The 26,283-nt window shown below is 42.7% G+C and carries 16 protein-coding genes and 2 CRISPR repeat arrays; of the genes, 10 read left to right on the top strand and 6 right to left on the bottom strand.

Annotated elements, in window-relative coordinates; translation table 11 throughout:
- Nucleotides 1-80 precede the first annotated feature (80 nt).
- From ACZ5XY_RS09825 to ACZ5XY_RS09785, 9 genes are all read left to right on the top strand, one after another.
- Nucleotides 81-584, top strand: a complete 504-nt coding sequence (locus tag ACZ5XY_RS09825) for a hypothetical protein (RefSeq protein WP_464741209.1) — start codon at nt 81-83, stop codon at nt 582-584.
- A gap of 55 nt (nt 585-639) precedes the next feature.
- A complete protein-coding gene (locus tag ACZ5XY_RS09820; RefSeq protein WP_464741207.1) occupies nt 640-1,227 on the top strand; it encodes a hypothetical protein in 588 nt (195 codons plus the stop codon).
- Nucleotides 1,228-1,510: 283 nt separating this feature from the next.
- Nucleotides 1,511-2,591: direct repeats of the CRISPR family, unit length 36 nt; unit sequence GTCTGAAACGCTCCCTGATTTCTAAGGGATTAAGAC.
- A gap of 752 nt (nt 2,592-3,343) precedes the next feature.
- A complete protein-coding gene (gene cmr1 / locus ACZ5XY_RS09815) occupies nt 3,344-4,594 on the top strand; it encodes a type III-B CRISPR module RAMP protein Cmr1 (RefSeq protein ID WP_464741205.1) in 1,251 nt (416 codons plus the stop codon).
- Between the two features lie 17 nt (nt 4,595-4,611).
- The gene (cas10, locus tag ACZ5XY_RS09810; RefSeq protein WP_464741203.1) at nt 4,612-6,495 is read left to right on the top strand and encodes a type III-B CRISPR-associated protein Cas10/Cmr2; all 1,884 of its coding nucleotides are present in this window, start codon (nt 4,612-4,614) and stop codon (nt 6,493-6,495) included.
- Nucleotides 6,496-6,508: 13 nt separating this feature from the next.
- Nucleotides 6,509-7,747 (top strand): type III-B CRISPR module-associated Cmr3 family protein, encoded by a 1,239-nt coding sequence (locus ACZ5XY_RS09805; protein ID WP_464741201.1) that lies wholly within the window; start codon nt 6,509-6,511, stop codon nt 7,745-7,747.
- A 51-nt stretch (nt 7,748-7,798) separates the two neighbouring features.
- Complete coding sequence (gene cmr4, locus ACZ5XY_RS09800; RefSeq protein ID WP_464741200.1) at nt 7,799-8,677, top strand: type III-B CRISPR module RAMP protein Cmr4; 879 nt, start codon at nt 7,799-7,801, stop codon at nt 8,675-8,677.
- Nucleotides 8,678-8,687: 10 nt separating this feature from the next.
- Nucleotides 8,688-9,059: a type III-B CRISPR module-associated protein Cmr5 gene (gene cmr5 / locus ACZ5XY_RS09795; protein ID WP_464741198.1), complete on the top strand. Its 372-nt coding sequence runs from the start codon at nt 8,688-8,690 to the stop codon at nt 9,057-9,059.
- 10 nt (nt 9,060-9,069) lie between these two features.
- Nucleotides 9,070-10,164: a type III-B CRISPR module RAMP protein Cmr6 gene (cmr6, locus tag ACZ5XY_RS09790; RefSeq protein WP_464741196.1), complete on the top strand. Its 1,095-nt coding sequence runs from the start codon at nt 9,070-9,072 to the stop codon at nt 10,162-10,164.
- Between the two features lie 170 nt (nt 10,165-10,334).
- Nucleotides 10,335-11,450 carry a putative CRISPR-associated protein gene (locus ACZ5XY_RS09785; protein WP_464741194.1) on the top strand — a complete coding sequence of 372 codons (1,116 nt, stop codon included), beginning with the start codon at nt 10,335-10,337 and terminating at the stop codon, nt 11,448-11,450.
- A gap of 300 nt (nt 11,451-11,750) precedes the next feature.
- A CRISPR array of direct repeats spans nt 11,751-14,145; the repeat unit is 36 nt; unit sequence GTCTGAAACGTTCCCTGATTTCTAAGGGATTAAGAC.
- 384 nt (nt 14,146-14,529) lie between these two features.
- Here the strand turns inward: ACZ5XY_RS09785 and ACZ5XY_RS09780 are convergent.
- Genes ACZ5XY_RS09780 through ACZ5XY_RS09765 form a run of 4 tightly spaced genes read right to left on the bottom strand, consistent with a single transcriptional unit; the run spans nt 14,530 to nt 19,457 of the window.
- A complete protein-coding gene (locus ACZ5XY_RS09780; protein ID WP_464741192.1) occupies nt 14,530-15,018 on the bottom strand; it encodes a DNA phosphorothioation-associated protein 4 in 489 nt (162 codons plus the stop codon).
- Nucleotides 15,015-17,048: an AAA family ATPase gene (locus tag ACZ5XY_RS09775; RefSeq protein ID WP_464741190.1), complete on the bottom strand. Its 2,034-nt coding sequence runs from the start codon at nt 17,046-17,048 to the stop codon at nt 15,015-15,017. Before ACZ5XY_RS09775 ends, ACZ5XY_RS09780 begins: the two co-directional genes overlap by 4 nt.
- Before the next feature lie 44 nt (nt 17,049-17,092).
- Complete coding sequence (locus ACZ5XY_RS09770) at nt 17,093-17,299, bottom strand: hypothetical protein (protein WP_464741188.1); 207 nt, start codon at nt 17,297-17,299, stop codon at nt 17,093-17,095.
- Nucleotide 17,300: 1 nt separating this feature from the next.
- On the bottom strand, nt 17,301-19,457 hold the full coding sequence (locus tag ACZ5XY_RS09765) for a DEAD/DEAH box helicase family protein (protein ID WP_464741186.1): 2,157 nt from the start codon (nt 19,455-19,457) through the stop codon (nt 17,301-17,303).
- 151 nt (nt 19,458-19,608) lie between these two features.
- Between ACZ5XY_RS09765 and ACZ5XY_RS09760 the strand changes: the two genes are divergently transcribed.
- A complete protein-coding gene (locus ACZ5XY_RS09760; protein WP_464741184.1) occupies nt 19,609-22,023 on the top strand; it encodes a DUF262 domain-containing protein in 2,415 nt (804 codons plus the stop codon).
- A gap of 27 nt (nt 22,024-22,050) precedes the next feature.
- Here the strand turns inward: ACZ5XY_RS09760 and ACZ5XY_RS09755 are convergent, their stop codons facing one another.
- Together ACZ5XY_RS09755 and ACZ5XY_RS09750 are read right to left on the bottom strand one after the other, a co-directional pair.
- Entirely contained in the window at nt 22,051-22,887 is an 837-nt protein-coding gene (locus ACZ5XY_RS09755) for a phosphoadenosine phosphosulfate reductase domain-containing protein (RefSeq protein WP_464741182.1), read from the bottom strand.
- Complete coding sequence (locus tag ACZ5XY_RS09750; protein WP_464741180.1) at nt 22,888-26,250, bottom strand: hypothetical protein; 3,363 nt, start codon at nt 26,248-26,250, stop codon at nt 22,888-22,890.
- Nucleotides 26,251-26,283 lie beyond the last annotated feature (33 nt).

The raw sequence follows: 26,283 nt of genomic DNA, 5'->3' as shown, positions 1-26,283 counted from the left end.
CTTGCGCTCTTAGTTTTTAAAGCACATTGGCAGTATAGTTACTCTATCAACAGCAAACACTCAATGTTTAGGAGAATACCATGGCATTACCTGTCGCTTTAGCTGGTCAAACTGCTGCCGTTGCTGCTTTAAAAGAAGGCGTTGCCCTTTGCCACACCATCGCGCAATACCGACTGCAAGCTCAACAAATCGAGGTTCAGCGCGCGACCATGCACCGCCAAGCTAACCAAGCCATGCAGCAGCTACAATTTGACTATGATAAAGACATGGCAAAAATTGCAGCACTTGCGCAAAAGTACGACCAAACGCTAAGCGCCTTAAAGCAGCCTGAAGCACTGATCGTTGCGTCAATGAATAATATTGACAAAAAAGTCGATAACATCTTAATTATGATTGCAGACGGCACTGTCGATGATGATATAAAAAAAGGGCTGTTTGTTGTTCTCAATAAGTTGTTAGAAGAACAAAGCAAAATCACAGAAAGCCGACTCGGAAACTCACGAGCGCCGCTTGATGCCTTTGCGCTATTTGCCGACAGCCTGCGCGATAACTCTCAGCCACCGGTATTTACCGACGTAAGCTAGTGGTCAAGTTGGTCGGGCAGTCGTTTTTAAATTTGGTTTTGTTGGGGAGTGGCTTATGTTTTGGTTGATTGGTGCAGCGGCAGTTGTCGCCGGAGTTGGTGCGCTGGCATGGCTTAGCGGTGAAGAGCAAAGCGCTTATAACAGCTATCTGACTTCAAGCGAGCGCTTGGCAAGCGAAACTAAGCTTCGTCAGCAGCAGATGGCAGCAAGTCAAGCGCGTTACCACAGTGAGAAGGACTATTACGAGCATATTGAGCTGCACTTTGCGTCAATGAAAACGGCAACAGCCCTCTATGAGCAGTATGAGACCCATAAAAAAATGGTCGCTATGTTTCAAAACAAGCAGCACTCGTTTTCGCGCTGTATTATAGGCTTAAAACAGCAGCGCGACGCCGCGACGGGCATCAAAAAAAGCGCAATCAAAGCGCAGCTTGATGAAGTTCGCGCGCACTTTCAAGAAGCCAAAGCGCAACTGGCACGGCTCAAGCAAGAAAAAACAAAGCTGCTCGGCGAAATCCGTCAGCTCAACGCCGCCACTCACGACTATAAGCTATATATCCGCGACAACTGTGGTCAAAAAGGTCGCAACTGGTATCAGCGCGGTCTTGAGCGCAAGCAGCAGCGCTTGCAATACGGCAGCTGATTTAACTTGGTTTGGTTTGCAGCTTGCAAAAGCTTGCTACTTACTTTACTATTGTCTTGTCACTTGTTAAGTTTAAGTGACTCCCTGACATCAGGGCGTTTCAGACGCTATTCGATGAGACTGGCAGTCATTATTTAAGATTTCAGACGGCAAATTTGGTTACTTTTTAAACAATTTTGAATGAAAAAGTGGTCAAAAAAACAGCAACTTTTAAATCGATTTTTGTTGGTAATATTTTTAATTATAAGTTATTGATTTTATTAACATTAAAAATCGCGCCACAGTCTGAAACGCTCCCTGATTTCTAAGGGATTAAGACCGCACTTTCTCCATGTCCAACTCCAATGAGCGCTGTCTGAAACGCTCCCTGATTTCTAAGGGATTAAGACTTTATGTAAAGGGTCGCTCTCGTCAAGACGAATGGTCTGAAACGCTCCCTGATTTCTAAGGGATTAAGACATTTAAACAAACTGGTTCCGATGCCGGAAGATGGTCTGAAACGCTCCCTGATTTCTAAGGGATTAAGACGCATGATTAAAAGAATTTATACACATATCTTTAAGTCTGAAACGCTCCCTGATTTCTAAGGGATTAAGACATAATGGATGCCCTGTAGGTCATGACCCTGCTATGTCTGAAACGCTCCCTGATTTCTAAGGGATTAAGACCGGTATTACCGGCGCGGCGAGCGCAATCGTAAAGTCTGAAACGCTCCCTGATTTCTAAGGGATTAAGACCCACTTGGGTAGTTGAATTAATGCGGTTCGTACGTCTGAAACGCTCCCTGATTTCTAAGGGATTAAGACACGGGGGTTTTACCGTACAAGTGCATTTGCTCCGTCTGAAACGCTCCCTGATTTCTAAGGGATTAAGACATATCAATGATACGCTGTTGACCAAACATCTCAGGTCTGAAACGCTCCCTGATTTCTAAGGGATTAAGACGTTCATGCGAACCGCATTTACCATTGCTGCTTTGTCTGAAACGCTCCCTGATTTCTAAGGGATTAAGACTTCAAGTGTCACTCCATATACACCAAGCGCTGAAGTCTGAAACGCTCCCTGATTTCTAAGGGATTAAGACAGAAATGATGGAGCTGGGTGAACCGTATCCGTTTAGTCTGAAACGCTCCCTGATTTCTAAGGGATTAAGACCCACTTGGGTAGTCGAGTTGATTCGGTTCATACGTCTGAAACGCTCCCTGATTTCTAAGGGATTAAGACTCAATTAGCGACTCGTGGCGCGTCACCACTAATTGTCTGAAACGCTCCCTGATTTCTAAGGGATTAAGACGCTTGGGTTTTGTCACCAATCCACTCAATGCGAGGTCTGAAACGCTCCCTGATTTCTAAGGGTGAGAAGCGTGAAAAAATTGTATGCAATTTTAGCTTCGCAAGGGAAAATTCTTTAAATAGAATTTTCTAAAGACGATGACGCAGAGCAAAAGCTATTAAAACGCTCCCTGATTTCTAAGGGTGAGAAGCGTATAAAAAAAGCACTGCTTTTTTAGCTTCGCAAGAGAAAATCCTTTAAATAGGATTTTCTAAAGACGATGACGCAGAACAGTAGTGGTTAAGATGATTCCTGATTCTTTTAAAGCTCTAAACCCAAAAGCCGCCTATTTTTAATGGGCGGCTTTTTTATTTGATCAAATTACGACCCCGCAAGCTTGCGAAATACTAAAAAGTGTGGCGCTTTAGCGGATAATATCGTCAAGACCTCGCTTAACTGTCATAAATATAAAGATGACGTTCAAGATTTTTGTCACAAACTGATTATGACAAGCTTTAGATTGAATCAATCTAATAACTGATGGGCGCAGTCATTACACATAAATATGCTGTCTAATCCGTAAACAAATGATTAATTGGCAAAAATATTGTTTATTTTTTTATAGTAAAAACAGTAGTTTAAATCCTAAAGCACATTTAAATATCTAGTTTGATGAAGCTAAAGCTATACAAAAATAACAGATTAAAGTACAGTTGCCATAATTTTGAAATAATTTTTAAAAAACAGTTGCCGAGCATTGTAAACAAAAAGCTGACATCAGAATGAGCATTTGGCGTAAAAATTTTTGCAAATTACCATTATAAAATTCTAAAGGAGTCGTTAATGAGTATCAGAGTGCCTGATAAGAGTATTGAGTTACCTTTGTTTAAAGAGTCTGAGCCCGTTTTAAAGTGGCATACTTTAAATTGTGAGCTAGTTACACCGATGTATGGCGGCGGCGTTACCTCTGCTGTGGTCGATGAGCAGCTGCCGATTCGCGCCAGCAGCATTCGCGGTCAACTGCGCTTTTGGTGGCGACTGTTGGCAAAAAACAAATGGCAGTTGGGTGATGATAAAACCATTCGTCAGCTCGAGTTTGCGCTTTGGGGCGGAATGGGGTCAGGCGATACGGACGGGCTGGCAAGTCAGGTGTTTTTGCGAGTTAGCGATATTCGCAATTTAAAAGTAGAGCCTTGGGCAAAATATGAACCCCATCATAGAGGTGGTTTTCAGTCTATTCCTACCCCCGAGGTTTGGGCAAATGCACCTTACGCACTGTTTCCTGCTCAAGGTAAAAAGCCTGGCTTGCCTGATTCGCAAGCGCCGCATGCTCTTGCAAAAGCAGGGCTGAACTTTAAGCTGCAATTAAGATTTGCCGAAACGATGAGCGACCCTCAGCGTCAGCAAGTGCTTGAAACCCTGCGCTGGTGGGTCAACTTTGGCGGTCTTGGGGCAAGGTCGCGGCGCGGTCTTGGGAGTATCAAAGCGGTGGGCTTAAACGAGCTAAAAGACGTCAGCATGCCTTTAAGCACTGGCGATGTTGCTCAAGCAGGCTGCCAACTGGTCGTTGGTAAAAAAAGCAGAGATGCCACCCAAGCTTGGACAACAAGCGTAAACACCATGCAAAAGTTTCGTCAAGGACCGAGCGTGGGTCGAAACCAAGGAAAGGCTCGGCCTGGTCGCAGTCGCTGGCCTGAGCCTGATGCGCTGCGCCGATTGCAAAACACGCATCATAGCAACCATAAACCTGAGCATCGAGCAGGAAATATTTTTCCAAGGGCGATGTTTGGCTTACCCATTATTTTTCATTTTGTAGGCGTGGGCGAACCAAGAGATACCACACTTAACCTAGTAGATGCTCAAAGAATGAGCAGCCCCATCATTTTACGCGCTTATTTTAATGGCAAAGACTGGTATCCGAGCGCATTATTGCTACCGCACAAAGCACCTAATGAGATGATGCTTGAGCCAATTAATAGACAACCTATTAAGGTCTGGAATGCAGGCGCTGATGAGCTTATTCGACCCATTAAGGACAATGGCGGCGGCAATCCTTTACAAGCCTTTTTGCGCTTTTTTGCCAACCAAGCTTGATAATAATGAGTGAAATTATGAAAAAATACGTATTACTGCTATCTGTAGGACCCGTTCAAAGCTTTATTGCTTCAGCGCGAACCAGTCGCGACTTATGGAGTGGCTCTTGGCTGCTCTCAGAAATCGCCAAAGCTGTCGCTAAAATGCTGTCTGACCAGCAAGCAACGTTGGTTTTTCCTTGCGTAACAGATGCAAAAGCGCTGGACTCAGGAAGCGATTTGTCGGTTGGCAATAAAATTCAAGCAGTCATTCAAGCAGAAAATATCGAAGCGGTAAAAGCCATCGCTAAGCAAGCACAAATTGCAGCTCAAACCCGCTTTGAAGAAGAAGCTTACCGCGCCAAAGCACTTATCAAAAGCGACCAAACGCTGCGCCACGACATTTGGGACGCTCAGATTAAAGGCTATATCGAAGTTCAGGCTGCTTGGGCGCTTATTATGGGCGATACCGATAGTGATTATAAAAACGCTAGCGAGCGCGCAGCAAAAGCTTTAGCTGCTCGCAAAGCTACCCGCGACTTTTTGCCGTCCGCTGCCAAAAATGCCTTTGATTCACGCTTTATGATTCCAAAGTCTTCCTTAGATGGCGCTTACGAAACGGTGCTTCCTAACAACAAAAAGTCACTCAATAAAATTCGCGCTCAGCTGCGACTGTCGGAAACAGAGCAGTTGGATACCATTGGCATTGTTAAGCGTTTGGGTGGCAAAACTGACCAATTTACCCCATTTACCCGCGTGGCAGCCCAAGCTTGGATTGAGCGCTTAAACGGTGAGGAGCTAGCTGCCATCAATAGCAGCTATGAAAAATTGGTTGCTTGCGGACGCGCCACCCGAGTCAGCGGCAATAAGGACGCCAATGGCAAGTCCATTTATCACGCATTGCCTTTTGATGGTCAATTGCTAATTCCAGCAAGGCTTGATGCTGAGCTGATGCAAATCAAGCGCTTATTAGATGTAGAGGGTGACGCAGATTTAAACACCGCCTATGAGACGCTCAAAACGCTTCGTGATGACACTTTAACCCCGATTTGGCAGCGTATCGGTCAGCCAAGTAGCTATGGCGTTTTGTTATTAGCCGATGGCGACAAAATGGGCGTGCTGCTCGATAACGCAAAATCTCTTGAGCATCATCAAGCCATTACTCAAGCGTTGTCGGACTTTGCAGGAAACGTTGCCGAAACCATGCGCAAGTTTAGCGGTCATACCATTTATGCTGGCGGCGACGACGTATTGGGATTTGTACCATTGCATCAAGCTGTCGCTTGTGCGCAAGCGCTGCGAAAACTGTTTCACGACAGCTTACAAGAAACTGCCGATAAGCTTGATTCAGCCACGCCAACGCTGTCCGTTGGACTTGCCATCGCCCATGTCATGACGCCTATGGGGCAAATTCGCGATTTGGCAAAGCGCGCTGAAGCCATTGCTAAGGGGGATTTACTTCCTGACGCGCTATCACGAAACGCACTTGGCATTACCCTTTCGGTTCGTTCAGGGGCAATCAGCGATTTGCGACTGCGTTGGGATGATGAGCAAGCCTTTGAACATTTTAATGATTGGGTTCAAGCTTATGGCGTGGACAATAACAATCGGCAACTACCAAGTCGCATTGCTTATGACGTCCGCGAGATATTTTTGCGAACCGATTTCCCAACATTAGGCAACTCAACAGCACTGCAAAACCCAAAAACCGTTGCCAGATTGCAAGACATCCGCCGCGCCGAGTTTTCACGGATGCTGGACCACGCGCAAACCTCTGATGGCAAAGACATTCCAAACGATATCAAAGTTAAACTCAAAAGCCGCTTAGATGAGTTGGATAACAATTTTGAAAACCTTGCCACGGAGCTGATTGTCGCGCGCTGGCTTGCGATGCAAACCCAACGCGATGTTGGCAAACACTAATTGAGGCAACCTTATGACTGCTATGAATTACTATATTATTGACGCCCAAGCGCCGCTTGTGTTCCGTTCAGGAAAACCGTTTGGGGCGCAAGCGGGCGCAAGTGATGCCAATTTCCCACTGCCGTCCAGTTCAGCAGGGCTGATGCGCTACCAATATATGCGCCATCACAACATCAACTTAACTGAAGTCGGTGAACAAAACCGCGGAACACTGACTGAGGCAGACTATCAAGCCCTACTTAACGTACCAACCTTTGGCAGCTTATTAGTTCGCTTTCCAATGGACTATCCGCAAGACTTTACCGTGCTTGTGCCCAAGCCTAGCAATGCCATGTATCTTAAAGTCAGCTCTGAGGGTGCAACTGAGGCAAAAATAACTATCGTCCGCTTAGCTCCAAGCGCCGTCGACTATCAGGACTGTGGTACAGATTTACCTGCCGGTCTGCAACTTGTTCAAGCCTGCGGTGATGACCAAAATCTCAAAGGTAAACCGCAAAAAGGGGCAAGCTTTTGGCGGCTTGAAGACTTTTTAGCTTGGCAATCAGGTTGCGATTTGGACTTTGCTACCATAAGCACCCACGGTCTTGACAGTATTCCTATCGATATCCGAACCCATGTGGCGATTGATGATGACAGCCTATCTTCAGAGGACGGTCAATTGTTTCAAACCGCAGGGCTTGACTTGGGCGCGAAGCGGCAACCCCATCATCAAGGCTGGGATGAGTTGCAGCTTGGATTTTTAACTGGTATTGAAGCGCCACTTGACAGTCCAACAAAGCCCGCTGATACCTTAGTTCGCTTTGGTGGTGAAGGTCGATTGTCAACGATGATTGCAGTCACCACTCAGGCAAATAATGCCCTTGCTGCGCCCAAAAGCCTTAACGAGGATATCAAAGCCAAAGGTGGTTTGTTAATCACGTTATTGACGCCTGCGATTTTTACCAATGGTTTTTTACCTGCTTGGCTTGATCCCACAACCCTTGAGGGCACGCTACCGCAATCGACCACCAAAGTACGTCTGAAAGCTGCTGCCGTTGACCGTTGGCAGCCTGTTTCGGGTTGGGACTTGCAGCAGTTCAAGCCAAAAGCTATGCGCAAAGCCGTTCCTGCCGGTGCGGTATATTGGTTTGAAGTATTAAGTCCTGAGGTTGATGCAAGCTCATCTTGGCTTAGCTGTATCAGCGACGACCCTCAAGACTGCCGTGACAGCTTTGGCGTTGCCATCATTCACCCTTGGCAACCTAACAAATAAAACACTACCCACTTATTAATGATAAATTAATTTTTATTATAAGGACTCAATATGCTTTCTCGAATTTTTCATCTGCACGCTCTATCGGCACTTCACGTTGGTACAGGTCAAGGCGTTGGCGTGGTCGATTTACCTATCGCGCGTGCTAAAGCCACCAATTTACCTATTGTTGCCGGCTCTGCTATCAAAGGCGTTTTGCGTGATGAGCCTGCCAAGTTAGGACTTGAACCAAAGCAAATCAACACTTTATTTGGCCCTGACAACACTATCGAGGTCAGCCACGCCGGCGCTTTGGCTTTTGGCGATGCGCATTTGTTAATTCTGCCGATTCGCTCTTTTTCAGGAACGGTTGCTTTTGCGACTTGTCCTTTTATTTTGCGCCATTATGCTCGCGACTTGCAGCTGACCACTACCATTCCTAATATCACCGACCGTGCGGGCTTAGTCAAAGATAGCAAGCTGATTATTAGTGGTAGTAAAGTTGCGCTTGAAGACTTAGATATTCAAGCAGACGTGACGGCCGATGTCGACGCTTGGGCAACGGTCATTGCTAATCAGCTTTATCCAAACAGCGCCCTTAACGCTGAGGCTTGGCAGTCTGAGTTCAGCTCACGCTTTATTGTCTTACCTGACAACATTTTTTCATTCTTAGCAGACACCGCCACTGAGGTTCGAACGCGAATTCGCATTGACGAAAAAACGCGGACGGTCAAACAAGGGGCACTTTGGTCAGAAGAAAACTTGCCTGCCGAAGCTGTTTTGTGGGGTATTTTGGGCATTAGCGATGCCAAAGACAACAGCCGTCAAAGCGCCGATGCGCTGTCAAAACTTTTGCCGCAAAATGAGCTGATGATTCAAGTGGGCGGCAAACACACCGTTGGTCGCGGCTTGTGCCGATTTGTGTTAACTGCTGACAACCAAAACGCTTAAGGAGGCAGTAATGATTCGGACACAAAAATATGCAAGCCTTGCCTACCCAATGGTCAGCGCCATTAAAGGTCGTCCTGTTGAGGCAAAATACCGAACGCTTGCTCTTACTTTCCCAACAATGATTATGCAATCGGGACTTGCGCAAGCTGTCGGATTTTTGATGGCAAAAGGCAAAGACGAGCACCAAACCATGCTTGAGCATGTTGCTCAGCTTTTGGAATATCAAGGCACAGATACTGTTAAAAAAATGCACGCTGACATTTTAGCTTCAGAACTAAGCGACTATCAGCGATTGACCCGAAATGCGCTAGAGGCAACCTCGTGGCTTAAGCGCTACACCCAAGCCATGCTTGAGAGCAAGCCTGCCAATCCTCAAGATTAAGGAGACTGCTATGAAGCTTATGCGCGATAACCTAAACACGCTAGTATCAGGAAACATCAGCACCGCTCACGCAGGGCTACTCATTCAGCGCGCACTTCCAGTTTGGGAAGAAGGCGACAAACCCTGCAAGCAGACGCTGCTCGCCACCATCGCTGCTGTCAAAAGTGATGAGTTGTACCGCCTTGCTTTTGAGCGCTGGCTTGATGTGACCAATGACAACCCAGACAATGACAATCCTAATTTTGCAACGTTAAGCGCGACTATCAATGGTCGACTCCTTACAGGGCTGCCACTCGGCGGCACGCTTGAGACTGGAGCGGCAACCCATCATACTTATGGCATGCCGCTACTGGCAGGGTCAGCGATTAAAGGAGCAGCACGTCACTATGCCCAAACTATTGGGCTAGATGCTGCCGTCATTGAAGTCTTGTTTGGTAGTGACGACGATGAAAACCCTGAGGCAGGCTATCTGATTTGGCATGATGCGTGGTGGATTCCTGACACACCGATTGCTAAACCGTTTGCCAAAGATGTGGTCACTGTCCATCATCAAGACTACTATAGTGGTAATGAACTTACCGCTGATGACACTGAAAGCCCTACTCCAAGCTTGCAAGTCGCTATTCAAGGCAGCTTTTATTTTGTCATTGAGGGCGTTCACGCTTGGGCTCAACTTGCTAAAAACATCTTAACTCGCTTACTTAGCGACCAAGGTCTTGGTAGCAAAACTGCCTCAGGATTTGGCTATTTTGATATTCAAGATAGTCTGTTAGATCAGCATCTAAATAAGATAAAGTCCAACAAGCAAGAACAGCAACAAGCTGAAAAAATAAGCAAGGCAGGCTCTGCCACCGAAGCTGAACTGCTGACCCTTATTAATGCTGAAAAGTGGGAGGACAACAACGATGTTGCCAAAACGAAGTTTAGCAAAGCTATTGAAAGCTGGCTTGATAGACTTGAAGCTGATTTTGATGCTAACAGCGCCGTTAAGCTCCTTGCGATTGCTAAAATCCATTATGCAAGTCAGGTTAAAAACCCTGCCAAAATCAAAAAACCAGCGCAAAAAGCTTGGATTGACCGTCTATTAGCTTTACAAAATAAGTAGATTACAGACGTCATTAACGATTGATATTTCAAAGCAGTAGCTAAGTCGCCAATACTCTTGGCGACTTTTTTACATTTGCGGTAGTACTTTTTTAACCTAAAACATTCTTAAAAGACAAAAATCTATAAAATTAGCCATAATCACTTCTCATATTCTTCAGGATTACCGTTATGCCTACCATCACCTTTATGACTTGCGGCACGAGCCTTATTACCAATGGCGTTGACCAGACGCTACGAAGCCTTATCAACCGTAACGCCAACACCACCGATAAAATGTTTGCCACTATCAATGCAGGGGACGCGGCAACGCTATCACGCCATCTTGATGAGCGCTGCAAAGATGTGATCAGCGCTGATACTGCCACCGTCCGCAGAATGAGCGCTGAATTGAACGGCTTTTTGGCGTGGCAAGCGGACAATCCAAGCGCTAAAAATGACCCTCAGCAGCAGTGCTACCTCGTTGCCACCGATACCAAGCTTGGGCAAGCAACCGCTACCATGATTCAAGACTGGCTTAACTGCCAAGGCTATCAAACTCAAATCCTGACTGCTTCAGGGCTCAATACTGCCAACCTTGATGGCTTTCGCTGCGCCTTATCGGAGCTGACGCGCCACCTTGTTGACATCATTGAGGGCCATAAAGCCAGTGGCTATCAGGTCAACTTTAACCTCACCGGTGGCTTTAAGGGCATTAACGGCTTTTTGCAGGCGTTAGCAACCGTATTTGCCGACCAGACCTATTACTTATTTGAGGGCAGTGAGGCACTACTCTATATCCCAAAGCTGCCGTATCAGCTAAACGCTGAGGACATTATTAAAAACAATCTTACCGCCATGCGCCGCCTTGCAAACCCAAACTTAGACCATTTAGGAGTCGATGTTGCCGCAATTCCTGAAATTTGGCGCTTTGGCAGCGGGGCTGAGACGATGCTGTCTGAATGGGGCGAGCTGATTTGGGCAGATGCCAAGCCCAAACTGTACCAAGCCCGCGTTTGGAATAGCCCCTCACCGCAAATCATCATCACAGATGAGTTTATTGACAGCTGCAAAAAAGCCGACGTGACCACCTTACGGCTGATAAATGAGCGCCTTGATGACTTGGCGGTATACCTTGAGTCAGGCAGCAGCAAAATGCTTAAATCTTTGGACGTTAAAGCGCTGCAAGCAAAGCAGTACAAAGACCAAAACCTACATGAGTGCGACCTTGACGACCATCAGCGCATATTTATGATAAAAAATGGCAATACCATGCAGCTACAAAGTCTGGCGGCAGCACTGCACTGATTAATTTTTGTAGCTTTTGGGGCTATATGATATGGCTTTGCAAATAGCGGTTGTTTGCGCTACAGATTTCGATTAAGATAAGTCTGTAGCCAAAAGCTACCCCTGACATCAGGGCGTTTCAGACGCTATTCGATGAGACTGGCGGTCATTATTTAACATTTCAGACGGCAAATTGGCTATTTTTTGAGCAATTTTGAATAAAAAAGTGGTCAAAAAAACAGCAACTTTTAAATCGATTTTTGTTGGTAAAAAATTCAATCGTAAGCTATTGATTTTATTAACATTAAAAATCGCGCCACAGTCTGAAACGTTCCCTGATTTCTAAGGGATTAAGACTTGAAATCCTTTAGGGTGTATGTTTTTTCAAAGGTCTGAAACGTTCCCTGATTTCTAAGGGATTAAGACGACGCTGCATCTGCTACATCATTGAGCATGTTTGTCTGAAACGTTCCCTGATTTCTAAGGGATTAAGACTTTATGAAAGCTTGGGGCTCACTCATGAGCAAAGTCTGAAACGTTCCCTGATTTCTAAGGGATTAAGACTTAAGTTTACGAGCTAGTTGTACAGCCTCAGATGTGTCTGAAACGTTCCCTGATTTCTAAGGGATTAAGACAGAACCATCAGGCTGAACTTCACAGAAGCCCGGGTCTGAAACGTTCCCTGATTTCTAAGGGATTAAGACTTGGAGCTAAACTCCTTGGATAATGCCAAGCTAGTCTGAAACGTTCCCTGATTTCTAAGGGATTAAGACCCAAAGATACCGGAACCCAGCGCGCCCGCAGAAGTCTGAAACGTTCCCTGATTTCTAAGGGATTAAGACATTAGAGGGCTGCGCGCAACCTGCCGCCACGCCGTCTGAAACGTTCCCTGATTTCTAAGGGATTAAGACTCTTTAGCTTTATATGCTTCTAACCAATTTAATTCGTCTGAAACGTTCCCTGATTTCTAAGGGATTAAGACCTTAGATATACTCTTAGGTAACAGCTTGTAATAAGTCTGAAACGTTCCCTGATTTCTAAGGGATTAAGACGTTTTAGAAGTATAAAGATGGAGGTTTGAAAGGGTCTGAAACGTTCCCTGATTTCTAAGGGATTAAGACGCCTATCATGGCGGACAGGGTATAGTCGTGCCGTCTGAAACGTTCCCTGATTTCTAAGGGATTAAGACTGTTCGCCTTCTAAAGGTGTTTTAACGTTAAGTTGTCTGAAACGTTCCCTGATTTCTAAGGGATTAAGACATATGTACACATTCTTTACCTAGGATTTCATCAGTCTGAAACGTTCCCTGATTTCTAAGGGATTAAGACCACTAGAAGACATGCCTTTGTAGTGATTGACCCAAGTCTGAAACGTTCCCTGATTTCTAAGGGATTAAGACTTTCGATTTACTTGTTCAGTACGCGGCGTGTTGGTCTGAAACGTTCCCTGATTTCTAAGGGATTAAGACTGACCCCCAGAACCCTCTACCAAAACTTGACTGTCTGAAACGTTCCCTGATTTCTAAGGGATTAAGACAACGACGCTTTTGTAGCACGGTTTACCATGTGGTCTGAAACGTTCCCTGATTTCTAAGGGATTAAGACAGCTACCCACTCACCACTTACCCCACGGAGTCCGTCTGAAACGTTCCCTGATTTCTAAGGGATTAAGACTTCATAGCCTGGGTATTGTAAACGAAACTTAGAGGTCTGAAACGTTCCCTGATTTCTAAGGGATTAAGACATTCACCGTTAAGATGAACTATATACACGCTTTTGTCTGAAACGTTCCCTGATTTCTAAGGGATTAAGACCAGAAAAGATAGCAGCAAAACTGAAAAATACTAAGTCTGAAACGTTCCCTGATTTCTAAGGGATTAAGACTTAGAGAACTCCTCCAGGCCAATCAAAGGGCTGTCTGAAACGTTCCCTGATTTCTAAGGGATTAAGACTGGTTGTTATTCCAGGTCTTATTCTCTTTGAGCGTCTGAAACGTTCCCTGATTTCTAAGGGATTAAGACAAACCGATAGACCCTTCAAGGTGAAGGCTCGTATGGTCTGAAACGTTCCCTGATTTCTAAGGGATTAAGACATAACGTTGCTTTAGAATCTTACGATGCTCGTGGTCTGAAACGTTCCCTGATTTCTAAGGGATTAAGACATACACAGAGTACAAGAAGTGAAAGAAGGGTTAAGTCTGAAACGTTCCCTGATTTCTAAGGGATTAAGACGAAGCGTTAACACGGTTCATCCGCTTTGCATTGGTCTGAAACGTTCCCTGATTTCTAAGGGATTAAGACAGCTACCCACTCACCACTTACCCCACGGAGTCCGTCTGAAACGTTCCCTGATTTCTAAGGGATTAAGACCCGCAAATATACTACGATTTTCAGAACCCCTTGCGTCTGAAACGTTCCCTGATTTCTAAGGGATTAAGACAAGTCATCGTCTTTATACTTTTCATTTTTCATTGTCTGAAACGTTCCCTGATTTCTAAGGGATTAAGACAATCAGAATAACGCGAGGTAATCTTATTGTACGGTCTGAAACGTTCCCTGATTTCTAAGGGATTAAGACGGTGTTTGGTCGGGCAGCGGTCAAGATAAAAAGTGTCTGAAACGTTCCCTGATTTCTAAGGGATTAAGACCAGGCACCTCAATACGAGGTACAAAAGTTAAAGCGTCTGAAACGTTCCCTGATTTCTAAGGGATTAAGACAGCATGTGAGCTGTTGTCTCACCAGTTGAGAAGATCTGAAACACTCCCTATTTCTAAGGGTGAGCGAGGATTAGTGAATGTTTGGGAAACACTCACCCGAAGCGCAAGGCAAGAGCTATGCTCGCGCAGGCGTTAAAATCTTTGCAATTTTAGCTTCGCAAGGGAAAATCCTTTAAATAGAATTTTCTAAAAACGACAACATAGGACGCACTCTTCAACCCTCATCGTCTGAAAGAAAATCATAGATTTTCGACAGCAAAGGAGCAAAGCAGTGCTTTGCTATTTCCCTCCTCATCCCTGCTCCTACAATGTCCCAAACGCTTAGCATCATCCCATAAAAAAACGAAGGTCTGAGCCTTCGTTTTTTATTACCTAAAACAAAGTTTAAAACTCAACCTCAAGGCTGCTGTTATTAATCTGCGTCGTTGACGATTCTTGCTGATACAGATACTCCCAGAGTTTGTTCTCTATCGTTTCAACACGCGAGCTGTCCGTAGGATTGCTTCTGAACCAGTCTTGAATCAAATCCAATCCGCCATTGCAGTATTCCTCAAAAATCTTGATAGAAGCCGCCAGATTTGGATCTTTAAGGCAAGTTGCATTTTTGTTTTCCATCAATGCCAAAAGATAGATAAACCCATCATCTTCGGTACTGTGATAAGTTCCTAGGGTGATAGGGATTCTATCGCTCGATAGCGCCAAACGTTTATTCGCAGCATGGCCAATCATGGCAGCAAATACCATCAAGTCCTTATTAAACCTAAATATTGCAGTGTCTTTATTTTCGACCAGCGTCTTAATCAGATTTTCATGTTTTCTATCACGGTTAACATTTAACCCGCGCCAATCGATTTTATTTAACCCACTTATCATACTTTGACCTCCTCGATGACCGTTCTGTCTATATCGCACTTATAGCGAACCGTATCTATTTTTCTGCCTTTAATACAGATGGGGTTCAACTCTTTACTGCCTTGAGCTCCGTTCACCTCAGCGACGAGGTTGTATTCCTTGCCAACTTTGCTGCGAATATTTTCTTCCACTGTCCCCTCCCAGTGACTTGACGACAGCAAAAAGACGACTTGCTCGACAGACTCCGGGATAGATTTTGCCATATTGCCTTTATAAGTGTTGTCCAAAACACCAAACGGGGCATCAATGACAAATGGCGCAATGACACCCGGCGTTAGGATTTCGCCTTGGGCATTTTTGCGGCTCGCTGCCAGCTCAATCAAGCTTGAAATAAAGGTAAGGCTTAGCAGTAGCTGCTGACCATCACTCATGGCAACGCTTCTTTGCTGATTGTCAATTAGGCGGATATTGAAGCTGTCTTTATCAATTTTGGCCTTAAAATCTTGTCTAACGTACTTATCAAGCGTTTGGTTAATTAACCTTGATAGTTCACTAAAAGAGCTTTTTTCAGCGTTGGCAAGGGTGTCCTGTAGTAAACCTTCAACCTCTGATAATATATCAAGCGATTCTTGATAAATGTCAATACCCGTAGATTCCGCTCGTAGTTGGTTTATTCGCGACTGCCTAGATTCAATAAGTGGTTGCAACCTTTCAAGATTGGCTTCAAGGTTTCCTTGCAATCTGTGCTCACTGTCTTTTTCTTTTTGATAATGGTTTCGCTGTTTTTCTAAACTCGATATCTCATCGATATTAACTTCGATCATTTTTAAAGAAACTTGTTCAAGCTCTTTTTTGGTTTCTTCCAACTCATTTTTGAGTCTAAATAAGTCTTGCCGGTTACTTAGTAACCTATCTTTAGAGTCTTCATTTTTAGTTTGGATAGATTTTAGCGTCTCGCGAGCTCGGATGACTCTATTACCTTGATCAGGATCTGCCGCGTTTTTAAGTAACTTACTAATATTGTTATAAGCTTCAGAGTGATCATTAATAGGAGCGCCGCAGATACATTCGTGCTGCTCAAGAATCTGTCTTACTAAATTTTCATTATAAGGCGCCGGAATCGTCCCTTTAAACTCTTCTTCGTTAATAAAATCTAGCGCTTGTGAAGCAAGTTTTTTAGCAAATACATGAGCGCCATAGCCACTGATTAATCTAACTTTTTCTTTCTCTTTTCTGTCAATTTCTGAATTTAACAGTTGGATTTTTTTATCAAGATTGACCCGATCTTGATGATTTTTTTTAATGACGGCGCTGTCGCTGTTTGCAAGCTTTGCATCAATGCCACTTATATGACTATTCAAATTAGTTATATTTTCAATACAAGCAGCGTGGCGATCTGCCTTTTTAGTCCTTTCTTGTTCAAGTTCTGATATCTCTCGATGCAATTTTGCAAGCTCAGGGTCTTTATTGCGAGATGCAATCTCTTTTCGGTAGTCCTTTTTGATATCATCAAGATCTTTTATAGCCTGCTTTGCAGTTTTAAAGCCTAAAACATCTTGAATCGCCCTTTTGACCTCAAAGTTCTGACCATCCTTAAACTTAGTCAAGCTATCTACGCCTTCGCCTTGAAAGAAAAAATATTCCGACATCTCTTTTGGCATAATGGAGTTGATAAACAAATCTGGATCATCAATAGGCATAATACCTCTGCGATGATCCTCTCGGCTCATTTTAAAATACGTTTTATTGATCCGGTTATAGCCGCGCTCGCAATAAAAAATACTGTCATTTTCTTCAAACTCAAGAGCGACGTAATAGCTATCCTCGGCATTATCTTTGGCGTAATGATTGATTAAATTGTCTTTTTGACTAAAGTTTTTGGTCGTTTGTTCAAATAAGCACCATTTTATGGCATTTAATAATGCTGTTTTTCCCACCCCATTTTCTGCATGAATGAGCGTAATATTTTTGTCTTTATCAGTAGAAAATTCTATTTTTTGCTCGCCATAAAACTGTCTAAAATTTTTTAACGTTAATGAAATAATTTTCATTTATACCTCGACTTCCTTAACTTTTTTGACCTCTTTTTTTTGACCTATTTTTTAAAACTGCCCGACTGTCTAGCCTCTTCAATAAACAATTTGATGTTTTTTTTACGTTGGGCAGGTTTTTGATCAGAATAAAGATACATCCGCTCTTCATTGAGTATTTTTCGAGTCAGTTGTCTTAAAGGTGACTCAAGACCTAAATCTGCCATCTTACTTGCTTCTTCAAACAGTCTTCTAATATCTAAATCAGACATGTTAAATCTCCATTTCATGAATTTGTGATTCAATTGCAACTTTATTTGTGGCTAATAAAGAAAAATCTCTTATCCGTTCAAGCTCCGATTCATAAAGCTTTTTTGCAAATTCCGACCTTACGTGAGGACAAGGCAAAACCACAAAGTCATAAATTGTCGCTTTGTCTTTATCAGGGAATTTTCTTAATACCCTTCCACGCCGCTGAACATATTGCCGAGGGTTTTTGGTACTGGCTAAAATATAAGCCGTTTTGCAGGCAGGAACATCAATACCTTCATCGAGAACTTTCATAGCTACTAAAGCATCTATTCGCTCTTGCTTAAACAAGCTCATAAGCTCATCTCGGTCTTTTTTCGACGTTTTACCGATGAACTGAGCCGTCTTCCAATCATTCGATCTTAGAGTTGCTGTTACTTTATCAATAATTACGTTATCTTCAGCATCTCTTCCTTCACCAACATAAAACAGTGACAGTTTGCGGTCATCTTCGTTGACCTGAGATGTGATATCTTTTAATTTAAACAGTTTATTTTCAGCGCCACCTAACAATCGGCTTCTTTTAGCGCTTAAGCTGATCACCCTTTCAAGGCTTTCTTTAGACAGTCGCTTACCTGAGCTGATCATGATGCCTCTGATCGCTTCAGAAATCTCATCGTACTCTTCTTGCTCATTTTCAGTTAAATAAACCGGAATAATATGGTAGTCATAAGGCGTCAATACATCATCAATGATGGCGTCTTCTAAGCTATATTCATCGACTATAGCTTGATAATAGCCGAGGATATTTTCCATAGCATCATTGCCAAAAGGGTTTTCTAGCACCTCATCGTCGTCGTTAAATGGTGTCGCTGACAAACCGATTTTAAAGCTGGCATCAGGCAGTAGTGCTCGGGTTTGACTTGCGCCGTGCCGATGGCACTCATCTCCTATAAACATTAAGCTTTTTGGATTGATGCCACTTATTGCCTTTTGAAAATGATCAGAGCATAGCGTTTTATTGACTACTAAAATGCAAATAAATTTAGAGCTCCCAAGCTCAATAAGCTGCAAATTTCTTTCAAGCGCGCGCTCCCATTTAGATCGACTGTCAAAGCACTCGATAGGCGTGATATTAAAAGCCTTTAATTCTTTTACCCACTGCTTAGCCAAATCAATATAAGGCACGCTGATCATCGCGATTAGCGGCTGATCTTGTTTTATTTTTGCTTCAAATATTTTAGTTAGCGCATAAATGGCGGTAATGGTTTTACCTGAACCTGTAGCGTGCTTTAAAATCCCTACAAAGCTATTGGCGCGCCAGCTGATTAGCGCTTGGCGCTGATGCGGCCGAATATCAAATTTATTGACTCCCAAATACTCAGGAACTTTGGGATAATAACTGCCGGCTGAAGCAACAGTACCGTCGTCTAAGCCATCATCTAGCTGCTGCAAAATTTTTTCAAAGTCCAAACGATTGCTTTTTTTTCTGCGAAGTTGACTATAAACGTAATTGGCAATACGCTCATACTGTTTGGATACGACATCTAATACAATCGTGCCTGCGCTATTGCCCTCCCAAAGCTGATTAAAAGCCTTTAGATAATGCTGACCATAATCTAAAAATACCGACTCCTGCCAGCTTTTATAAACACTGATAGACTCAGCATTTAAATGCTCAAAAAGCGCTGATGGTGTCTCATTTGCAGAGCCTTGAAAGACGACGCAGTTATCATAATCATCATAAGCAATGCCAATTTTTTCATGAAACATACCCTTTGGGCGTATGGCAAACTTGATTTCGAGGCGATTAGATGCCACCAAATATGCAAGTATTTGTATCCTTCCGGCATGATTTTCTATGCCGTCAATCATATCTAAAAGCTTATCTATATAATAATCAGCCGCTTTTTGACTGTTCTCAGCCTTTTCATGCACTATAGCTTCATACTCTTCTTTACCTAACGGCTCACCAATAATCAGGCGCATTCGGCCATCATTACGAACCAATTGGCTTAACCCTTTTAAATTACAAGATAAAATCTCAGAGGAAAAAAAGCCTACTGCCCTATCATAACGTATTGTTTCAGACAGTAGGGGTCGATAAAAATCGCTAAATAAATTATCTTCGCCGGTTCGGTAAACGGTTTTTAACTGCAAATCTTTAAAACTTAATCCCATATAAAACTCAGTGAACAGCTATAGTGCAAAGTAGATTATTTACTATTTTCAGGTTAGTATACCAAGATAAACTGAACACAAGTAAATAGCAAAAGTTTTGGATAATCTCCATTAAGAAACAATAGTACCCTATCAATCACTAAGGATTAAAATGTCTGCCGATCCAAAAAATATATTTGAAGCCATTACTAAACCGGTATCAGAGTTATTAACCGACCGAGGACTTGGATTATATATCCCCTCTTATCAGCGCCCCTATAGTTGGGATAAAGAAAAAGTTAATAGACTGATTGAAGATATAAGCCATGGCTTTAAATTACTTTTAGATTCTGAAGACAGTTTCACATTTTTAGGAACGGTGATTACGATTCACGATCACAAACATGTCACTGTTCAGCCTATTGTCAGACAAGACGTTCCAAGTAAAGTACTGACAGTCATCGACGGTCAGCAGCGAATGACCACGCTATTATTGCTTTGTATGGCATTGCATAATGAAATCTCTGTCGTTCATCAAAAATACATCAAATATAAAACTAAAATTGAAAGAACCATAGTCGATGAAGTACAAAACAGCTTAGATTTTGGCGACGAAAAAGAAGACGAGCTACAAAATTTTCGCAATGCGTTTGAATGGCTTGACGGTCAAACCAGACAAGTCATTAATGCCTTAGCAAATACCTTTTATGAAAAATACCCTTATGGCGAAACGCCGCTTTATCCTCGAATGATCCGATCGTTAGATGATCAGTGGTCTAAAACCACAAAAAAGCGCAAATACAACTCATCAATCGCCCATTTAATCAATACCTATATCGAGCAAATTGAAAGCGTTGATTATGTTCCTAGTCCATTTAAACCTGCAAAACGCTCAGATAAGAACATTGAAGGCGAAGAAGCCTTGGTTGATCGGTTTAACCAACTTAAAAGCTTACTGGGTAAACTTGGAAAAAGTAATGATGAGGAAATTCAAGAAGTTCCGACCAATGATGAGCTTTATGAGTCAAAAACACTTCAGCTAGGATTGCTCAACCACATCGCCCCGGTTGATAGCATCAAAGACATCAAAGATGAATATCGAAAGCAATTTGATGAGCTGTCTTTGCTCATGTTTTATGCTAATTACGTTTTAAGCCGAGTGGTCGTCACCGTCGTTCAAGGTAAAAATGAGGATTACGCGTTCACTATTTTTGAGTCACTAAATACGACAGGCGAGCCATTAACCGCGTTTGAAACGTTTAAGCCGCGCGTTGTCGGTTCAGTAGAATTAGAAAACTATGAAACCTCAGAAGAAAAAGTCCTTATGGATGAGATTTCAAGTTATCTTAGCCAGTTTTCTGCAGGCAAAGACTTACAAAAAGAAACGATGTCACTTTTGATAGATTTCTTTGGGGCTTATGAGGGCAAAAAAGTGCCGCGCCGGCTTGCCGATCAGCGATCAGCCTTAAAATTGGGATTTGAAAGCGCTCAAAAAAATACTCATTCTGAAAAAGAGAAATTGAGATTCATTCAAACCATGCGCGATGCGGCTAATTTTAGAAATTACTTTTGGGACGCTACTAATTTTAATGACATTCACAAATTTATTGGCAATTTAGAGCTGTCTAGCACCTCAAAGCTATGCCTAACGTTTTTAAGTGATTTAAATCATACGATTGTGATTCCTATATTAATCAACTTTTTCACTCAAATCGTTAATGCCGAATCGATCGATGAAAAACGATTACGATTAAACGATTTTGAAGAGGCTCTTAAGATAATTGTTGCATTTAGCGTATTATGGCGAGCGTCAAGAACTGGCACCGGAGGTATCGACAATCAGTATCGCGAGCTTCTAGGTACGCTTAATATGCCCTCAGGACTGCTTCCTATGTCAAGACAGCAGCTGCGTGACAATATCATTGATGTTCATTTATTTAAAAAAGAGATGAAGTCGCGATTAACTGATCCAAATCGTAAAGGTCAGCTAGAGAACAAAAAAGACTTTATTAAAAAGTCTGTTGATTTGCCTATTTACAATACCAATAAAAAAGTCGCTAAGTTTTTATTGCTAGCGGCCCACCACAACACTATCGAAGACCCTAACAATCACGGCTTATTGATCAAAGGCAAAGAGGCGCTAAACTCATGCTTGACGGCCGATATGTATAATGATGAACGCAACTTATCGCTAGAGCATGTTGCCCCTCAAACGTACAGCAGCGGTTGGGATGAAGAGATTTATGCGAAAGGCGCTTTAGTTCATACGTTAGGCAATTTGATATTAGTTTCCTCAAAACTAAATTCATCACTAAGCAATCGGGTTTGGAATGAAAAACGCGTGCTTTATCGTGCTGTTGGTGCTCGGACAGAAGCAGAGGCCAATGATATTTTGATAGAAGCCCAAGTTAAGCAAAATTTTGAACTTCGTAATAGTACCAAAGATGTTATCGACGCCCAAAGCTATATGCCAAATCTCGTGGCTTTGAGCAAAATGGAAGCTCGCTGGGATGCAGATTGGATTGTGAAGCGCTCAGGGCATTTGTATGGTTTAGCTTGGGACGAGCTGATCTCTTGGCTCAACTAACGCCCCTATTGTTAATATGAATTAACGTCACTTATGACACATGACGCAAACTTTACCCTGACCATAGATATCATCCATATCTAATTCAGGCTCACCGTCAGGTCGAAGCGGATTAATCTTAATCCGCTTTTTCATTTTTGCAATTCGTTTGTCATGATCTGCTTTAATTTCGGCGATACGCTCAGGGCGGCTAAGCTCTTCTAGTGATTCGCGCTCTGACCATGTAAAAGGCGTTTGATTGGCAAGCGCCTCTTTTTCATAAGCCATCGCCTCTTTAAAGGCCTTAGGATGACGCTCAAGCAGCCCAACCCATTCTATTTTGCGCTGAAAAAAGCAAAACGTGCAGCCACTTCGCGTTCGCCACTCATAGTATGAAGGCAATCCTACGCCTGAATTTTCTAAAATATCCATCACTCCTGGCTTATCCACACCGTCTTCTCTAAAGGGCAGCTTAATCACAAGCTTATCATCGTTAGAGTCATAACCCGTTCGATACGGCTCATCAGCGCGAATAGCAACGTATGAATGCACCTCATAACCGTCATTTAAAAACCCTTGAACCCAATCTTGAAAGGGCTTGAGTTTCATCTTGATGGTACACCAACGCGCCTGTGGTGAAGGCAAATAATTATTGTGCTGAGTTAACCAAAAGTCAAAATCTCGATCAGGATTAATATACTGAATTGATTTACCTAAATAGCCTTCTAAATAAGACAGATAGTCATAAACCTCATCAAGCTCTTTGCCGGTATCTGTAAAAAAATACTCAATATCAAGCTCAGGATAATTGTCACGCATATAAATGGCTAACGCTGCGCTGTCCTTACCCCCTGATATTCCTAAGACATGTTTTATTGCTGACATTTAAGACTCCTCTTTAATCGCCTCATCTTCTTGCAAGTTTTGCAGTAGCTGAGCAATAACCGCGACTTTATCATTGGTATCAAGTGAATCATAACTTAAGTTTTCTAAGATAATTCGGGCTTGCTCTTGTACCAAGGTTGCATTGCGAGAAGTTATGTGCGCCTCTTTAACCAAAGTTTTAGTGGTATTTGGCATCTTGGTAATCACGCCTACTTTTTGTCTGTTTGCATCGGCATTGATATCAGCGTTAACCTCGGTTTCTAAAAATTGAAAGCCATAAGTTGCAAGTCGCTGTTTGGCTTTTATGATATCTTGGTCAATCCACTTTTTGGCAGGCTTGTTGCCGGCTAACAGGCTAATTAAACTGCCTGTGTCATTCATTGAGCCATCATACTGCACCAGTCTTGCAATAAAAGCATCTAATAGATAATCACCTGATTTACCAAACAAAGCCTTAGCGCGCTGATTGATTTCAAGATAAGGACTTACCCCTTCCTCATCAACCTTCAAATGACGCTGCAATTTTATATTGATATCAACTACCAAGTCTGGATAGACTTTATCAAGCTCTTGTAGCGCCGCTATGATTTTTTCGACTTTATCCTCGTCATTATCATTTGCGTTAAAAAACTTGGGCAAATCATCAAATAAAAGCTGATTAGGATCATTAGCTTGCTTTAAGATATTACGAAGCTGTTTTGTTTTGACCGTCAAATCATTGGTACGCTGAACATAAGGATGCATACCAAAAAATACGCCAATTAAGGCTTGAGCAATAGGTAATGGCTCATCACTAATATGAGCTGGCAGGCGCGCTCCAAACTCCGCCTGCAAACGCGATTTTAATAGATAAATCCAAGACTGAGCGCCCTCTAAAAATGAGACTTCACGTATCCCGACATCTTCTGGAACTTTAATTAGGTACTCAGCCAGCAAATACTGAACTGAAGGCTTATATTCACCATTGATATAGTTTGCCAAATCGCTATAACGTGACAAGATATAAGCGATGTACAAAATCTCATGAAGACCTGCTTTTACGCCATAAGGCGCGGCTTGCCAGGCATCATATATCTGCCTAGCCGTTACCAAATTGCCTTCACTTTTTGCAATAAGGCGATCTGCGCACTCCCACAAAGACTTTAAATACCCATCAGTTGGCCGAGCGAAATAATAATTGCCGTGATCATCGCTGCGGTGTAAGCCATTTTTTGCAATAACTGACTCATAAACACCTTTTTCTGGTGGGAACTTTTCTATACCAAGTCCTGCCTCATCCCCGCATTCAATCATTCGCTTAAGAAGCTCGCGAATCGCCCCTTTAGCACTTGGTGATGGCTTAGTACGATTGACCAACTCATTATTACAAACAAAGTTTAGAGGAACATGCCGATCAGCAATCGTAGATACAAGCGCTGAGAGTCTAAAGCGATTAAGACGCTCGCCTGCCGCTTGTAGATCTTGACCAAACCATGTTGAGGTGTTCAGGCTTTTATCAAGCGCTCTATTTAGCGCATCTTCAACTTCAACCAATCGCCCTTCGGTTTCTTGCCGAGCAATTTTATCATTAAGAAGACGCTCTTCACTTTTCAATATATTTCGCAGCGCAATCTTATCTTTTAGCATATCGATGATGGCAGAGTGACTGTCTAAAACAGCAACAACGAGGTTGCTAAAATTATCTTTATTAACTATTTCATAGCAAACCTTTTGTGCTGTTGTCGCCTCTTCATCATTAGTCGGCACCAACAAGCAAAAAAAGCCAACCAAAGAGGCGTCTATTTGCTGTTGCAACTGCTCAAGCACATCATTTAAATTGTCTGAAACCGGAAGCAATTTAACTTGCATCCAGCGCAAGCTACCAGTGATTTGATAGTGTTTTTTTGCAACAATAGGCTCAAATTGTTCTAATTGCTCAAAGGGTAGCGCCTCTAAATCCTGAATTTGCTCCTTTATGGCATCATTTAAATTAAAGTCGCTGCCTTCGCTTAGCAAATACGATTGTTTAAATTTGCTATAAAAAATTACTGACGCTGACTCTGAAGACTGAATTAAGCTTGCAAGCTGCTTTTGATCTATCTGTAAAAGTGACATAAGAAGATCAGGGCTGGCATGAACACCTGTACCGTCAGCAAAAATACTGATCAGCGAGATGATTTTGATAAGCTTGATTGCAAGATCATCTCCCGCCCCCTCATAGCGATTGACCGCTGTTTGCGATAATAGCCACTGCTTACTGTATTCTGAAGCAATAATAGCACTACTTAAGTTACTGTCTAAATAGTCCCAAAACTGATACGGCTTAAATAATGAAAAATCGTCAATCGTGGTATTTTTTAAGTAATAGCCAAAACCATGCGGCTCAGATGACATTAAAAATGAGAAGATGCTGCGCTGATTTTGACCAAAGTTTTTTTGCGAAAGCTTACATAATAAGATAGCCACTAAAGGATGCAGCGGAAACACATCTTGCAGTAGCGCAGTCAATGCTTTGGCATCAATTTGTCTAAAATTGGCAATATTATCTACAATAGCTTGAGTTTGGGCTGCAACTTCAGCCCCGTTTTTTTGATGCTCTAGACGCTCGCCACTGATATTAATCACTTGACCAATAAGATAAACTTGCTCTTCAATAGATAAGGTAATGGCAAAGTCTACAAATCGACCTTGAATCTTCATCCACTCGTTATGCGTCTTTGCTGTTGCTTGACGCGCATAAGCTGTGAACGACTGATGAAGCATCCCTACTAAGATAATCTTGCCATCAGTTCTGTTAACAAATTCAGCCAGCTGCTGAAGAAAATAAATGTCCTCAGGGCGATGACTCTTGGCCGCGCCATCAAACACTTTTCCAAGCTCATCAATAAATATAAATAGGTGCTGATCTTCACTGACCATACCTTTTAAAGCCGCTAAAATATCATTTGTGCTGCAGTTTGCCTCAAGCTTTAACGCGTCTTTAAAAAGCGCTTCAGGAGCTACGGTTTGACCGGTTAAATTTAACGACTGCCACGTCTTTTTTTGGGGATGAAAAAAATCAGTGATGGCTTTTTTATTTTTATCACTGAGCTTTTTTTGGGCAAGCGCCACCGTTTTGTCGTCATCGCTGACCAAGGCTTGTAAAAATAATGCCAAACTTGATTTACCAGAGCCAAAAGGCCCGGTCCAAGTAAAGGCAGTTTGTCCGGATTTGATATGCTCAATCATATTGAGCAAGATATGCTCATATGAAGCGGTGCAATAAAAATTGCGAATAGCAACTCGGCTTTGGCTGTCTGAATAAATATTGACAGAACGCTGAAAATACTGATTACGGTCGATGTGTTCGTTAAGATAGTCTTTTTGATTAGCTTGGGTTTTCATAATGACTGGCAACTCTTAATTTAAGGAACTTAT

It is taken from the genome of Psychrobacter sp. GTC18467 (genome assembly GCF_055397455.1).
Note: the sequence above shows the minus strand (reverse complement) of the source record. Positions and strands in the feature narration are given on the sequence as shown.

Coding starts and splice junctions, on each gene's coding strand:
- ACZ5XY_RS09780 (WP_464741192.1), bottom strand. CDS start 15,018: ATGATAAGTGGGTTAAATAAAATCGATTGGCGCGGGTTAAATGTTAAC.
- ACZ5XY_RS09785 (WP_464741194.1), top strand. CDS start 10,335: ATGCCTACCATCACCTTTATGACTTGCGGCACGAGCCTTATTACCAAT.
- ACZ5XY_RS09805 (WP_464741201.1), top strand. CDS start 6,509: ATGACTGCTATGAATTACTATATTATTGACGCCCAAGCGCCGCTTGTG.
- ACZ5XY_RS09770 (WP_464741188.1), bottom strand. CDS start 17,299: ATGTCTGATTTAGATATTAGAAGACTGTTTGAAGAAGCAAGTAAGATG.
- ACZ5XY_RS09760 (WP_464741184.1), top strand. CDS start 19,609: ATGTCTGCCGATCCAAAAAATATATTTGAAGCCATTACTAAACCGGTA.
- ACZ5XY_RS09775 (WP_464741190.1), bottom strand. CDS start 17,048: ATGAAAATTATTTCATTAACGTTAAAAAATTTTAGACAGTTTTATGGC.
- ACZ5XY_RS09765 (WP_464741186.1), bottom strand. CDS start 19,457: ATGGGATTAAGTTTTAAAGATTTGCAGTTAAAAACCGTTTACCGAACC.
- ACZ5XY_RS09750 (WP_464741180.1), bottom strand. CDS start 26,250: ATGAAAACCCAAGCTAATCAAAAAGACTATCTTAACGAACACATCGAC.
- cas10 (WP_464741203.1), top strand. CDS start 4,612: ATGAAAAAATACGTATTACTGCTATCTGTAGGACCCGTTCAAAGCTTT.
- cmr5 (WP_464741198.1), top strand. CDS start 8,688: ATGATTCGGACACAAAAATATGCAAGCCTTGCCTACCCAATGGTCAGC.
- ACZ5XY_RS09755 (WP_464741182.1), bottom strand. CDS start 22,887: ATGTCAGCAATAAAACATGTCTTAGGAATATCAGGGGGTAAGGACAGC.
- cmr1 (WP_464741205.1), top strand. CDS start 3,344: ATGAGTATCAGAGTGCCTGATAAGAGTATTGAGTTACCTTTGTTTAAA.
- cmr6 (WP_464741196.1), top strand. CDS start 9,070: ATGAAGCTTATGCGCGATAACCTAAACACGCTAGTATCAGGAAACATC.
- cmr4 (WP_464741200.1), top strand. CDS start 7,799: ATGCTTTCTCGAATTTTTCATCTGCACGCTCTATCGGCACTTCACGTT.
- ACZ5XY_RS09820 (WP_464741207.1), top strand. CDS start 640: ATGTTTTGGTTGATTGGTGCAGCGGCAGTTGTCGCCGGAGTTGGTGCG.
- ACZ5XY_RS09825 (WP_464741209.1), top strand. CDS start 81: ATGGCATTACCTGTCGCTTTAGCTGGTCAAACTGCTGCCGTTGCTGCT.